At 71.7% G+C, this 14,020-nt stretch carries 12 protein-coding genes; all 12 read left to right on the top strand.

From position 1 onward, the window contains the following. The first annotated feature begins 39 nt into the window (after window positions 1-39). The 12 genes from AC3EUJ_RS26830 (at window position 40) to AC3EUJ_RS26775 (ending at window position 13,892) form a co-directional block, all read left to right on the top strand. Window positions 40-1,332 carry a homoserine dehydrogenase gene (locus AC3EUJ_RS26830; RefSeq protein ID WP_431965665.1) on the top strand — a complete coding sequence of 431 codons (1,293 nt, stop codon included), beginning with the start codon at window positions 40-42 and terminating at the stop codon, window positions 1,330-1,332. A gap of 7 nt (window positions 1,333-1,339) precedes the next feature. Further along, complete coding sequence (gene thrC, locus AC3EUJ_RS26825; protein WP_431965663.1) at window positions 1,340-2,428, top strand: threonine synthase; 1,089 nt, start codon at window positions 1,340-1,342, stop codon at window positions 2,426-2,428. Window positions 2,429-2,689: 261 nt separating this feature from the next. Continuing rightward, entirely contained in the window at window positions 2,690-3,613 is a 924-nt protein-coding gene (thrB, locus tag AC3EUJ_RS26820) for a homoserine kinase (RefSeq protein WP_431965661.1), read from the top strand. Window positions 3,614-4,010: 397 nt separating this feature from the next. Beyond that, a complete protein-coding gene (rho, locus tag AC3EUJ_RS26815) occupies window positions 4,011-5,939 on the top strand; it encodes a transcription termination factor Rho (protein ID WP_431965659.1) in 1,929 nt (642 codons plus the stop codon). A gap of 256 nt (window positions 5,940-6,195) precedes the next feature. Further along, the gene (locus AC3EUJ_RS26810) at window positions 6,196-7,320 is read left to right on the top strand and encodes an LCP family protein (RefSeq protein ID WP_431965657.1); all 1,125 of its coding nucleotides are present in this window, start codon (window positions 6,196-6,198) and stop codon (window positions 7,318-7,320) included. 123 nt (window positions 7,321-7,443) lie between these two features. Then, window positions 7,444-7,668, top strand: coding sequence for a 50S ribosomal protein L31 (rpmE, locus tag AC3EUJ_RS26805; protein WP_431965655.1), 225 nt, complete (start codon window positions 7,444-7,446; stop codon window positions 7,666-7,668). Between the two features lie 115 nt (window positions 7,669-7,783). Continuing rightward, window positions 7,784-8,863: a peptide chain release factor 1 gene (prfA, locus tag AC3EUJ_RS26800; RefSeq protein ID WP_431965653.1), complete on the top strand. Its 1,080-nt coding sequence runs from the start codon at window positions 7,784-7,786 to the stop codon at window positions 8,861-8,863. A gap of 16 nt (window positions 8,864-8,879) precedes the next feature. Continuing rightward, window positions 8,880-9,725, top strand: coding sequence for a peptide chain release factor N(5)-glutamine methyltransferase (gene prmC / locus AC3EUJ_RS26795; protein WP_431965651.1), 846 nt, complete (start codon window positions 8,880-8,882; stop codon window positions 9,723-9,725). A 31-nt stretch (window positions 9,726-9,756) separates the two neighbouring features. Then, entirely contained in the window at window positions 9,757-10,404 is a 648-nt protein-coding gene (locus tag AC3EUJ_RS26790; RefSeq protein WP_431965649.1) for an L-threonylcarbamoyladenylate synthase, read from the top strand. Further along, window positions 10,401-11,033, top strand: a complete 633-nt coding sequence (locus AC3EUJ_RS26785) for an arsenate reductase/protein-tyrosine-phosphatase family protein (protein ID WP_319136372.1) — start codon at window positions 10,401-10,403, stop codon at window positions 11,031-11,033. Before AC3EUJ_RS26790 ends, AC3EUJ_RS26785 begins: the two co-directional genes overlap by 4 nt. Before the next feature lie 131 nt (window positions 11,034-11,164). Further along, entirely contained in the window at window positions 11,165-12,466 is a 1,302-nt protein-coding gene (locus AC3EUJ_RS26780) for a serine hydroxymethyltransferase (RefSeq protein ID WP_431965647.1), read from the top strand. A 118-nt stretch (window positions 12,467-12,584) separates the two neighbouring features. After that, on the top strand, window positions 12,585-13,892 hold the full coding sequence (locus AC3EUJ_RS26775; protein WP_431965645.1) for an MraY family glycosyltransferase: 1,308 nt from the start codon (window positions 12,585-12,587) through the stop codon (window positions 13,890-13,892). Window positions 13,893-14,020 lie beyond the last annotated feature (128 nt).

Here is a 14,020-nt window from a genome sequence, read left to right as displayed (position 1 = left end):
AAGAAGCTCGCAAGAGCTGGAACCACGAAGCGAGGTCGGATGATGCGTACGCGTCCGCTGAAGGTGGCGCTGCTGGGCTGTGGTGTGGTCGGCTCAGAGGTGGCGCGCATCATGACGACGCACGCGGACGACCTCGCCGCGCGGATCGGCGCACCGGTGGAGCTCGCCGGGATCGCCGTACGGCGCCCCAACCGGGTGCGCGCGGGCGTGCCCGTGGAGCTGCTGACCACGGACGCGACCGCCCTGGTCAAACGCGGGGACATCGACGTGGTCGTCGAGGTGATCGGCGGCATCGAGCCCGCCCGCTCCCTGATCACCACCGCCTTCGAGCACGGCGCCAGCGTGGTGTCCGCCAACAAGGCGCTGCTGGCCGCCGACGGCGCCGCGCTGCACGCCGCGGCCGTCGAGCAGGGGGTGGACCTCTATTACGAGGCCGCCGTCGCCGGTGCCATCCCGCTGATCCGCCCGCTGCGCGAGTCGCTGGCCGGCGACAGGGTCGACCGGGTGCTGGGCATCGTCAACGGAACGACCAACTTCATCCTCGACAAGATGGACACCACCGGCGCCGGCTACTCCGAGGCGCTGGACGAGGCCACCGCCCTGGGCTACGCCGAGGCCGACCCCACCGCAGACGTCGAGGGATTCGACGCCGCCGCCAAGGCCGCGATCCTGGCCGGCATCGCCTTCCACAGCCGGGTGACCATCGACGACGTGCACCGCGAGGGGATCACCGAGGTCACCGCGGCCGACATCGCCTCGGCCAAACGGATGGGCTGCACGGTGAAGCTGCTCGCGATCTGCGAGCGCGGCGCCGACGGCCGTTCGGTGACCGCCCGCGTCCACCCGGCGATGATCCCCCTGACGCACCCGCTGGCCAGCGTGCGCGAGGCGTACAACGCGGTCTTCGTGGAGGCCGCGGCCGCCGGCCGGCTGATGTTCTACGGCCCCGGGGCGGGCGGCTCGCCGACGGCCTCCGCGGTGCTCGGCGACCTGGTGGCGACCTGCCGCAACAAGCTGGCGAGCACGACCGGACCGGGGGAGTCCGCGTACGCGCAGCTCACCGTGCGCCCGATGGGCGACGTGGTGACGCGCTACCACATCAGCCTGGACGTGGCGGACAAACCGGGTGTCCTGGCCCAGGTGGCCACGGTCTTCGCGGAGCATCAGGTGTCGATCGACACGGTGCGGCAGCAAGGGAAGGACGGGGAGGCGTCGCTGGTCGTCGTCACCCACCGGGCGCCGGACGCGGCGCTCGCGGCGACCGTCGAGGCGCTGCGGAAACTCGACACCGTCCGGGGCGTCGCCAGCATCATGCGTGTGGAAGGGGAGTAACCCAGCGATGAACGCAGTCTCAGCCGGCCGCGTGCCGGCCACCCACCAGTGGCGCGGCCTCATCGAGGAGTACCGGGACCGGCTCCCGGTCGGCGCGGCGACCCCCGTGGTCACGCTGCTGGAGGGGGGCACGCCGCTGGTCCCCGCCCAGGTGCTGTCCGAGCGCACGGGCTGCGACGTCTTCCTGAAGGTGGAGGGCGCCAACCCCACCGGCTCCTTCAAGGACCGCGGCATGACCATGGCGATCTCCAAGGCCAAGGAGGAGGGCGCGCAGGCGGTCATCTGCGCCTCCACCGGCAACACCTCCGCCTCGGCCGCCGCCTACGCGGTGCGGGCCGGGATGGTGTGCGCCGTCCTGGTGCCGCAGGGCAAGATCGCGCTGGGCAAGATGGGTCAGGCGCTGGTGCACGGGGCGCGGATCCTGCAGGTGGACGGCAACTTCGACGACTGCCTGGACCTCGCCCGCGGCCTGTCCGGCAAGTACCCGGTGGCGCTGGTCAATTCGGTGAACCCGGCCCGTATCGAGGGTCAGAAGACCGCCGCCTTCGAGATCGTGGACGCGCTCGGCGACGCTCCGGACATCCATGTGCTGCCGGTCGGCAACGCCGGAAACATCACCGCGTACTGGAAGGGTTACCGCGAATACTCCAGGGACGGCGTGTCGACGCGCGATCCGCGCATGTGGGGCTTCCAGGCCTCCGGCGCCGCGCCGATCGTGCTGGGCCACCCGGTGCGCCGGCCGCAGACGATCGCCACCGCGATCCGGATCGGCAACCCGGCGTCCTGGCAGTTCGCCGAGGAGGCGCGGGACGAATCCGGCGGGCTGATCGACTCGGTGACCGACCGTCAGATCCTTGCGGCCTACCGGCTGCTCGCCGCGCAGGAGGGGGTCTTCGTCGAGCCGGCCTCCGCCGCGAGTGTCGCGGGGCTGCTGAAGGCCGCCGAGCAGGGGGCGGTCGACCCGGGCCAGCGGATCGTCTGCACCGTCACCGGCAACGGCCTGAAGGACCCTGACTGGGCGGTCGCCGGCGCGCCCCAGCCCATCACGGTTCCGGTGGACGCCGACGCGGCCGCCGACCGGCTCGGGCTGCTCTGACCGCCGCGCGAGGACAGGGGCGCACGGCACCGCACGCGACACGCATCACGCGCTGTCCGTGCGCCCTATGTCGCAGGAGAACCTTCCTTCGATAGGCTTGCCTCACACCGGCGCCGCCGCACGCCGTCTTGGCCCATGCCATTGGCATCCTCCTCGCGGGATCCCCTTGGTACGGTCCCTCAAGTCCTCGCCGCCGTACGGCAACGATGCCGCGGCATCGCGAGGCAGAAACGCCCTTGAAGCAAGGAGAGTCATCGAACGATGGCCGGACCAGCCTTCCGCGCCGCCGCCGTCCGAGTGCGCGTCCCCGCGACCAGCGCCAACCTCGGACCGGGCTTCGACGCCTTCGGCCTGGCGCTCGGACTCTACGACGACGTCGTGGTCCGGGTGGCCGACTCCGGTCTGCACGTCGACATCGCCGGCGAAGGCGCCGACTCGCTCACCCGCGACGAGAACCACCTGGTCGTACGCGCCCTGCGGACCGCCTTCGACCTCCTCGGCGGGCAGCCGCGCGGGCTGGAGGTGGTGTGCGCCAACCGCATCCCGCACGGCCGCGGCCTGGGCTCCTCCTCCGCCGCCATCTGCGCCGGCATCATGGCCGCCCGCGCGGTGACGATAGGCGGGCAGGACAAGCTCGACGACGCCGCGCTGCTGGAGCTGGCCAACGAGATCGAGGGCCACCCGGACAACGTCGCCGCCTGTCTCCTGGGCGGCTTCACGCTGGCCTGGACCGAGGGCGGGGCCGCCCACGCGGTCCGGATGGACCCCTGCGACTCGGTCGTTCCGGTGGTCTTCGTGCCGGGCAGGCCGGTGCTGACCGAGACCGCCCGGGGGTTGCTGCCGCGCACCGTCCCGCACGTGGACGCCGCGGTCAACGCGGGACGCGCCGCGCTCCTCGTCGAGGCCCTCACCCGGCGCCCCGACCTGCTGCTTCCCGCCACCGAGGACCGGTTGCACCAGGAGTACCGGGCGCCGGCGATGCCGGAGAGCACGGCACTGGTGAACCGGCTGCGCGCCGAGGGCGTCCCTGCTGTCATCTCGGGTGCGGGGCCCACGGTGCTGGCGCTGGCGGACGAGGGCACCGCCGACAAGGTCTCCCGGCTGGCGGGCGAGGGATGGGCGGCGAACCGTCTGGCCCTCGACGCGGCGGGGGCGAGTGTGCTGCCCCTCGCAGTGGGGCAGTGACACGATTGCCGGTCGTAGAGAGGGGGAATGTTTGTTGGATCCGGTAGTGTTAATCTCATTGCTGCACCCGTGGACTCAGGCACCCGCCTGCTGTACCTGTTGTCCCGGTGCCTTGTGTCCCGCATCGGGACCGCCCACTCTTCCGGGAGCCTCCCACACCGCATAGGCAGCCTGCCTGAGCAGTGCCGAGCACGCTCCGGAGACGGCGCGGGTGACATTTCACCCGAGAGTGAACTCTCACCTCGCCGGTAACTGTGTTTTGTGTTCCACATCATTTCCTCCGCCGTCAGGCGGACCACCGCCCCGGGTCCGGCGCAAGCGATAAGGACCGGATCCGGACAGCACGACCGGTCGCCGAGCCAGACAGGCCGACGTCCGCTCCAGGGAAGGACCCTTCGTGAGCGACACCACCGATCTGATGGGCGTACGCGCAGACAGCCCTGTCGCCGCGTCCGATGCTGCCGCGCCTGCCACCGGTGCTGCCACTGCCCCCGCCGCGCGGCGCCGTCGCGCGGGTACCGGTCTTGAGGGCATGGTCCTGGCCGAGCTGCAGCAGCTCGCCTCCGGTCTCGGTATCAAGGGCACCGCGCGGATGCGCAAGAGCCAGCTCATCGAGACCATCAAGGCCGCGCAGTCCGGCGCCGGCGCCAAGGCCTCCGCCGCGGAGGGCGCGCCCGCCGCCGAGAAGCCCAAGCGCCGGGCCACCTCCCGCGCCCGTACGGGTGAATCCGCCGAAGCCGGGGACCAGGGCGCCGAGCAGCAGCCGAAGCAGATCGAGATCCCCGGCCAGCCGGCCGGCGAGAAGACCGCGTCCGCGGCCAAGGCCAAGGCCGAGTCCGCCAAGGCCGAGCAGCCCGCCGAGGGCCGCGCCGAGGCCGCCGTGGACAGCGCCGAGGGCAAGTCCGGCGACGCCAGGGGCGGCGACGAGCGCCGCGAGAGCCGCCGCGACCGTCAGCGGGACCGGCAGCGCGACCGCCGCAAGGGCGGCGAGGACGGCGGCCAGCAGCGTCAGCAGCAGGGCGGCGGCCAGGGCCAGCAGCAGGGCGGCGGCCCCCAGGGCGGCGGCCAGCAGGACGACGACGAGTTCGACGGCGGCGGCCGCCGTCGCCGGGGCCGCTACCGCGACCGCCGCGGCCGCGGTGGCAACCGCCGCGACGACTTCGCGGGCGAGCCGCAGGTCGCCGAGGACGACGTCCTGATCCCGGTCGCCGGCATCCTGGACATCCTCGACAACTACGCGTTCATCCGGACCTCCGGCTACCTGCCCGGCCCGAACGACGTGTACGTCTCGCTCGCCCAGGTCCGCAAGAACGGCCTGCGCAAGGGCGACCACGTCACCGGTGCCGTCCGCCAGCCCAAGGACGGCGAGCGCCGCGAGAAGTTCAACGCGCTGGTGCGCCTGGACTCCGTCAACGGCATGGCGCCGGAGAGCGGCCGCGGCCGCCCGGAGTTCGGCAAGCTCACCCCGCTGTACCCGCAGGAGCGGCTGCGGCTGGAGAACGAGCCCGGCCAGCTGATCACCCGGATCATCGACCTGGTCGCCCCGATCGGAAAGGGCCAGCGCGGCCTGATCGTGGCCCCGCCGAAGACCGGTAAGACGATCATCATGCAGGCCATCGCCAACGCGATCACCCGCAACAACCCCGAGTGCCACCTGATGGTCGTCCTCGTCGACGAGCGTCCGGAAGAGGTCACCGACATGCAGCGGTCGGTCAAGGGCGAGGTCATCTCCTCGACCTTCGACCGTCCCGCCGAGGACCACACCACCGTCGCCGAGCTCGCCATCGAGCGCGCCAAGCGACTGGTGGAGCTGGGCCACGACGTCGTCGTCCTGCTGGACTCCATCACCCGTCTGGGCCGCGCGTACAACCTCGCGGCGCCCGCCTCCGGCCGCATCCTGTCCGGTGGTGTCGACTCGACCGCGCTGTACCCGCCGAAGCGCTTCTTCGGTGCCGCGCGCAACATCGAGGACGGCGGTTCGCTGACCATCCTGGCCACCGCGCTGGTCGAGACCGGCTCGCGCATGGACGAGGTGATCTTCGAGGAGTTCAAGGGCACCGGCAACATGGAGCTCAAGCTCGACCGGAAGCTCGCCGACAAGCGGATCTTCCCGGCGGTCGACGTCGACCCGTCCGGTACCCGCAAGGAGGAGATCCTGCTGGCCCCGGACGAGCTGAACATCGTCTGGAAGCTGCGCCGGGTGCTGCACGCGCTCGACTCGCAGCAGGCGATCGAGCTGCTGCTGGACAAGATGAAGCAGACCAAGTCCAACGCCGAGTTCCTGATGCAGATCGCCAAGACCACCCCGGGTGGCAACAACGACTGACGCCCCGGCGTCGGCACGGCTCAGGAGGCCGGTCCGGTCACTTCGGTGACGGGACCGGCCTTCCGTCGTCCGCGGCCTTCCGTGCCCACCGCGACACCGACCGGATGGCTCTCACCTGCGACGGGTCCGGCGCGTCCCGATGGCGGGGCGGCCCCGGACCCGCTGTCATTGCCCTGTGCGGGCACCCCTGCCGTGCCTGATCAGGTGCGGGACGGGGTACCCCAGTGATGAGGAGCCGATCAGGACAGAGGAGCCGATGGCCGACCACGCGGACGACGGAAGGGCCGCCCGGCGACGCCGGCGCAGTCCCCGCCGACGGGCCCTGCGGATCACCGCCTGGGTCGTGGCGACGTTCCTGCTGCTCACCACCACCGCCATCGGATGCCTCTACCTCAAGCTCAACGGCAACATCAGGGGCATCGACATCAACGCCCTGCTCGGGGGCGACCGGCCGGCCGACGTCGACAACGGCTCGATGGACATCCTGGTCCTCGGCTCCGACTCCCGGTCGGGCAGCAACCAGAAGGCCGGCGGCGGCCAGGACGACGGCACCGCCCGCTCCGACACCGCGATGATCGTCCACGTCTACCAGGGGCACGACCGGGCGAGCGTGGTCAGCATCCCCCGCGACACCCTCGTCGACCGCCCGGCCTGTGCCGAGCCCGGCGGCGGCACCGCCCCGCCCCGCCAGGGCGAGATGTTCAACGAGGCGTACGCGATCGGCGGCCCGGCCTGCGCGGTCAAGACGGCCGAGACGATGACCGGCATCCGCATGGACCACTACATCGAGATCGACTTCTCCGGCTTCCAGCACCTCATCGACGCCCTCGGCGGGGTCACCGTCACCACCAGCCAGGCCATCAGCGACAACCGCAGCCATCTGCACCTGCCGGCCGGCACGCACCACCTCGACGGCAAGCAGGCCCTCGGCCTGGTCCGTACCCGGCACGGGGTGGGGGACGGCAGCGACCTGGGCCGGATAAGGCTGCAGCAGGCCTTCCTGAAGGCCCTGGTGGACCGGGTGAACAGCATCGGGCTGCTGAGTTCGCCGACCCGGCTCTACACGATCGCCGACACCGCGACCGGAGCCGTCACCACCGACTCGGAGCTGGCCTCCGTCAAGAAACTGGTCGGCCTGGGGGAGAGCCTGAAGGGCCTGGGCTCCAAGGACATCGGCATGGTCACCATGCCGGTGCGCTACGACCCCGCCGACCCCAACCGCGTCCTGCCCCTCGCCGGCCAGGCGGAGCAGGTCTGGTCCGCGCTACGGGCCGACGAACCGATCCCCAGGTCCGCCACCAAGGGCTCGGCGGGTGACGACGTCGACACGGACGGTGTGGTCAGGAGCTCCTCGCAGCCGCCCGCCGCCGGGCCGGAATAGATCACCCGGGCCCCCGGTTTTGGGAGATGCGGCCAGTGCTGGCAGACTGGTACGTCGGCCCCGGTTCACGTGACGCAAGCCCGCTGCACGACCCGGGACCCTCCCGAACACTAGGAGCATCCCTTGAAGCGCGACATCCACCCGGAGTACGTGGAGACGCAGGTCAGCTGCACCTGCGGCAACTCGTTCACCACCCGTAGCACCGTCACCGAGGGCGTCATCCGCGCCGACGTGTGCTCCGCGTGCCACCCGTTCTACACGGGCAAGCAGAAGATCCTCGACACCGGTGGCCGCGTGGCCCGCTTCGAGGCCCGCTTCGGCAAGGCGGCCGGGTCCGCCAAGAAGTAGCGACCCGAAAGCGCCGGTCCACGGCTGCCCGGATACCCTCCGGCGGCCGGACCGGCGCTTTGTCGTCCCATGCTGGTACACCGGCGTTCACCCCTTTTCACGAGCAGGGATCCTGATGTTCGAGGCGGTCGAGGAACTGATCGGCGAGTACGCCGACCTCGAGAAGAAGCTTGCCGACCCGGCGGTCTTCGCCGACCAGGCCAACGCGCGCAAGCTCAACAAGCGCTATGCCGAACTGACCCCCATCATCGGCACCTACCGCGGCTGGAAGCAGACCGGCGAGGACGTCGAGACCGCTCGTGAATTCGCGGCCGACGACCCGGACTTCGCCGCCGAGGTGAAGGAGCTGGAGCGGCACCGCGAGGAGCTCACCGAGAAGCTGCGGCTGCTGCTCGTCCCGCGCGACCCCAGTGACGACAAGGACGTGATCCTCGAGGTCAAGGCCGGCGAGGGCGGCGAGGAGTCCGCGCTCTTCGCGGGTGACCTGCTGCGCATGTACCTGCGCTACGCCGAGCGCCTGGGCTGGAAGACCGAGATCATCGACGCCAACGCCTCCGACCTCGGCGGCTACAAGGACGTCCAGGTCGCGGTGAAGATGAAGGGCACCGCCGAGCCCGGCCAGGGCGTGTGGGCCCGGCTGAAGTACGAGGGCGGCGTGCACCGCGTGCAGCGCGTGCCGGCCACCGAGTCGCAGGGCCGCATCCACACCTCCGCCGCCGGCGTGCTGGTCACCCCGGAGGCCGAGGAGGTCGAGGTCGAGGTCAACGCGAACGACCTGCGGATCGACGTGTACCGCTCCTCCGGCCCCGGCGGCCAGTCGGTCAACACCACCGACTCCGCGGTGCGCATCACCCACCTGCCCACCGGCATCGTCGTCTCCTGCCAGAACGAGAAGAGCCAGCTGCAGAACAAGGAGCAGGCGATGCGCATCCTGCGCTCCCGGCTGCTGGCCGCAGCCCAGGAGGAGGCGGAGCGCGAGGCGTCCGACGCCCGCCGCAGCCAGGTGCGCACCGTGGACCGCAGCGAGCGCATCCGTACGTACAACTTCCCGGAGAACCGCATCTCCGACCACCGCGTCGGCTTCAAGGCGTACAACTTGGACCAGGTCCTCGACGGGGACCTGGACGCGGTGATCCAGGCCTGCGTCGACGCCGACTCGGCCGCCAAGCTGGCGGCCGCTGGCGACGGAAGCTGAACCGGAGGCGGAGAACGTGAACCTGCTGCTCGCCGAGGTCGCCCAGGCGACCCAGCGGCTGGCCGACGCCGGCGTTCCCTCGCCGCGGTTCGACGCGGAGGAGCTCGCGGCGTACGTGCACGGGGTCAAGCGCGGCGCGCTGCACACCGTCGCCGACGCCGACTTCGACGCGCGCTACTGGGAGGCCGTGGCCCGCCGCGAGGCCCGCGAGCCGCTGCAGCACATCACGGGCCGCGCGTTCTTCCGCTACCTGGAGCTCCAGGTGGGCCCCGGGGTCTTCGTGCCGCGCCCGGAGACCGAGTCGGTCGTCGGGTGGGCCATAGACGCCGTGCGTGCCATGGACGTCGCCGAGCCGCGCATCGTCGACCTGTGCACCGGATCGGGCGCCATCGCGCTCGCTCTGGCGCAGGAGGTGCCGCGCAGCCGGGTGCACGCGGTGGAGCTGTCCGAGCAGGCGCTGGTGTGGTCCCGCAAGAACGTCGAGGGCAGCAAGGTCGACCTGCGCCAGGGAGACGCCCTGGAGGCCTTCCAGGACCTCAACGGCCAGGTGGACCTGGTGATCTCCAACCCGCCGTACATCCCGCTCACCGAATGGGAGCACGTGGCGCCCGAGGCCCGCGACCACGACCCCGAGATGGCGTTGTTCTCCGGTGAGGACGGCCTGGACACCATCCGCGGCATCGAGCGCACCGCGCACCGGCTGCTGCGGCCCGGCGGGGTCGTCGTCATCGAGCACGCCGACACCCAGGGCGGCCAGGTGCCCTGGATCTTCACCGAGGAGGCCGGCTGGGCGGACGCCGCCGACCACCCCGACCTCAACAACCGTCCCCGGTTCACCACTGCCCGCAAGGCGACGCCGTGACCACGGCGTCACACGTCATGGAGGTCTGCTGATGGCACGGCGTTACGACTGCTCGGACGCGACGGACCGGGTTGCCGGACTGCGCGAGGCCGCGTCCGCCGTACGCCGCGGCGAGCTCGTGGTGCTGCCCACCGACACCGTCTACGGGATCGGCGCGGACGCGTTCAACGCCGAGGCCGTCGGCGACCTGCTGGAGGCCAAGGGCCGGGGCCGCACCATGCCCTCGCCGGTGCTGGTCGGCTCCCCGAACACCCTGCACGGCCTGGTCACCGACTTCAGCGAGCAGGCGTGGGAGCTGGTCGACGCCTTCTGGCCGGGCGCGCTCACCCTCGTCGCCCGTCACCAGCCGTCGCTCCAGTGGGACCTGGGGGACACGCGTGGCACCGTCGCCGTCCGCATGCCGCTGCACCCGGTCGCCATCGAACTGCTGACCGAGACCGGCCCGATGGCCGTCTCCAGCGCCAACCTGACCGGTCACCCCTCGCCGCAGGACTGCGACGCGGCGCAGGAGATGCTCGGCGACTCCGTCGCGGTCTACCTCGACGGCGGTCCGACGCCCGCGGCCGTGCCGTCCTCGATCGTGGACGTCACCGGCAAGGTGCCCGTGCTGCTGCGGGCGGGCGCGCTCAGCGCGGAGCAGCTCCGTGAGGTCGTACCCGACCTGGAGGTCGGCAATTGACACCGCCCATACCCGGGCAGTGGGATCACGGCGAGCGCCCGTTCCGCATCCTCCACGTCTGCACCGGCAACGTCTGCCGCTCGCCCATGGCCGAGCGGCTGACCCGGCACGAGCTGACGCTGCGGCTCGGTGACGGCGCCGCCGGGATCGTCGTGGAGAGCGCCGGCACCTGGGGGCACGAGGGCGCGCCGATGGAGGCGCACGCCGCCACGGTGCTCGCCGAGTACGCCGCCGACCCGACGGGTTTCCTCGGGCGCGAGCTCCTGGACGACCACGTGATCGACGCCGACCTGGTGCTGACCGCGACCCGCGACCACCGCGCCCAGGTGATCTCCATGGGGCACGCGGCGGGTCTGCGCACCTTCACGCTCAAGGAGTTCACCCGCCTGGTGAAGGCGATAGACCCGGCGACGCTGCCGGAGGGCAGCGTGACCGAGCGCGCGCGGTCCCTGGTGCGCGCTGCCGCCGCCCTGCGCGGGTGGCTGCTGGCGCCCACCGCCGACGCCGACGAGGTGTACGACCCGTACGGCGCCCCGCTGACGTTCTTCCGCAGCATCGGTGAGGAGATCCACGACGCGCTGGACCCCGTCCTGACCGCGCTCACCGGGGTTCCGGCGCCCACCGCCTGACCGCCCCCGGCGGAAGGTCTCACCACGAGGTACGCGGCCCCCGGTGGAGCACAAAGCGGCGCGAAATGTCCCGGAGGGTGCGACAGTGGCAGGTGAGAACCTTCCCAGCCGCCGCCCCCGGGAGCGCCGTCATGCCCACCGCGGAAGCGTCTTCACCCGACATAGTCACCCCCACGCTCCCGGCCGGGGCCGCCGGCCTCGACGAGCTGCGCGCCCATGACCCCGAGCTGGCCGACATCCTCCTCGGCGAGGCCCAGCGGCAGGCCTCGTGCCTGCAGTTGATCGCGGGCGAGAACTTCACCTCCCCGGCCGTGCTGACCGCCCTCGGCTCGCCGCTCGCCAACAAGTACGCCGAGGGGTACCCCGGTCACCGCCACCACGCCGGGTGCGAGCTGGTGGACCTGGCCGAGCGGCTGGCCGTGGAAAGGGCCACACGGCTGTTCGGGGCCCCGCACGCGAACGTGCAGCCCTACTCCGGCTCCTCCGCCGTGCTGGCCGCCTACGCGGCCCTCCTGGTCCCCGGGGACACCGTCCTGGCGATGTCGCTGGCCCACGGCGGCCACCTCACCCACGGATCCGAGTCGAACTTCTCCGGCCGCTGGTTCCACATCGTCGGCTACGGGGTGACGCGGGGCGAGACCTTCGAGGAGGGCGGCCTGATCGACTACGAGCAGGTGCGGGCGCTGGCCCACCGCAACCGGCCGAAGGCGATCGTCTGCGGAGGCATCGCCTACCCACGGCACATCGACTACGCCGCCTTCCGGGAGATCGCGGACGACGTCGGCGCGTACCTCATCGTGGACGCCGCGCACACGCTCGGCCTGGTCGCCGGGGGCGCCGCGCCCAACCCCGTGCCGTACGCCGACGTGGTGTGCGCCACCACGCACAAGACGCTGCGCGGGCCGCGCGGCGGGATGATCCTGTGCGGCGCGGACCTGGCCCAGCGCATCGACCGGGCGGTGTTCCCCTTCTCGCAGGGCGGCCCGCACATGCACGCCGTCGCGGCGAAGGCAGCGGCCCTGGCCGAGGCGGCGCGGCCGGAGTTCGCGCTCTACGCCCACCAGGTCGTCGCCAACGCCCGCACGCTGGCCGGCGCGCTCGCCGCGAACGGCCTGCGCGTCGCCACCGGCGGCACGGACACGCACCTGATCGCCGCCGACGTGTCGGCCCTGGGGGTCACCGGGATGCGCGCCCGGGGGCTGTGCGCGGCCGCCGGGATCGTGCTGGACAAGTACACGCTCCCCTACGACACGCAGCCCTGCGCGGCCGGATCCGGCATCCGGCTGGGCACCGCGTCGGTGACCACGCAGGGGATGCGCGAGAAGCAGATGCCGCAGGTCGCGGACCTGATCGTGCGGGCGCTGCGGGAGGAGCGGGGACTGGCGGCCGAGGTCGCGGAACTGGTGGAGGCATTCCCGCCGTACCCCGGCTGAGACGCGCTTCACAGGGGGCCCGGGCCGAAGCCGGCAGTGGCGTGTGCAACCCTGGGTACCCGCTGTGAGTCTACGTCTGTGTTTACAGTCGCCACCCGGACGCGAATAGGGTGTGGCCGTGCGCGAGTACCTCTTGACCCTCTGCGTGGCAGCTGCCGTGACCTACCTCCTCACGGGGCCGGTACGGAAGTTCGCCATCGCGGCGGGCGCCATGCCCGAGATCCGTGATCGTGACGTCCACCGAGAACCCACGCCACGCCTCGGGGGCATCGCCATGTTCGGCGGCCTGTGCGCGGGCCTGCTGGTGGCCGCCCACCTGACGAACCTCAAGAGCGTCTTCGAGCTCTCCAACGAGCCGCGGGCACTGCTCTCCGGTGCCGGACTGATCTGGCTGCTGGGCGTGCTGGACGACAAGTGGGGCGTGGACGCCCTGATCAAGCTGGGCGCGCAGATGATCGCGGCCGGCGTGATGGTGCTGCAGGGCCTGACCGTGCTGTGGCTGCCGGTCCCGGGCAAGGGCATCGTCTCGCTCACACCGGTGCAGTCGACCCTGCTGACCGTGGCCCTGGTCGTGATCACGATCAACGCGGTGAACTTCGTCGACGGACTCGACGGGCTCGCGTCCGGAATGGTGTGCATCGCCGCGGTCGCGTTCTTCATGTACGCCTACCGCATCTGGTACGGCTACGGCATCGAGGCCGCCGCCCCCGCGACGCTGTTCAGCGCGATCCTCATCGGGATGTGCCTGGGCTTCCTGCCGCACAACCTCCACCCCGCGCGGATCTTCATGGGCGACTCGGGCTCGATGCTGATCGGCCTGGTGCTGGCCTCCGGCGCGATCTCCATCACCGGTCAGACCGACCCGGACGCCATCACCAACCTCACCGGTTCGACCCGGGACACCACGCACACCATGGTGCCGGTCTTCATGCCGCTGCTGCTGCCGCTGACGCTCATCGCGATCCCGGCGGCCGACCTGGTGCTGGCCATCGTGCGCCGTACCTGGAACGGGCAGTCGCCGTTCGCGGCCGACCGCGGTCACCTGCACCACCGGCTGCTGGACATCGGGCACTCGCACAGCCGGGCCGTGTGGATCATGTACTTCTGGTCCGCGCTGATCTCCTTCGGCGCGGTCGCCTTCTCGGTGAACTCCTCCAGCCTGTGGATCGTCCTGGGCATCGTCACCCTGAGCGGGATGGGGCTGATCGCCCTGCTCCTGCCGCGCTTCCGGCCCCGCGCCCCGCGCTGGGCCGAGGCGTTCGTCCCACCGCGCTACCGGCGTACCCGGGTGGAGGCCGCGCGGGAGGCGCACGCCGCCGCGGCGGCCACGATCGCCGCGGGGGAGGCCCCCGGCGTCAACGGCGCGACCGCGCTCAGCGCACGGTCCCTGGTGGACGCCGGCCGGGGCGCGGGCAGCCGCCCGTAGGTCGGCCGCTCGATAGCACACCCGTGTTGCGGCGTCAGGAAGACGCCGCGAGGAACACTCCTTCCGTGTGACAGGTCACACACGAACCGGGTAAAGACCTCATCAAATAGTTTGTGATACCGTTCACG

It is taken from the genome of Actinacidiphila sp. bgisy160, assembly GCF_057707815.1.
The sequence above is the reverse complement of the archived record's forward strand: the minus strand, read 5'-3'. Positions and strand labels throughout refer to the sequence as shown.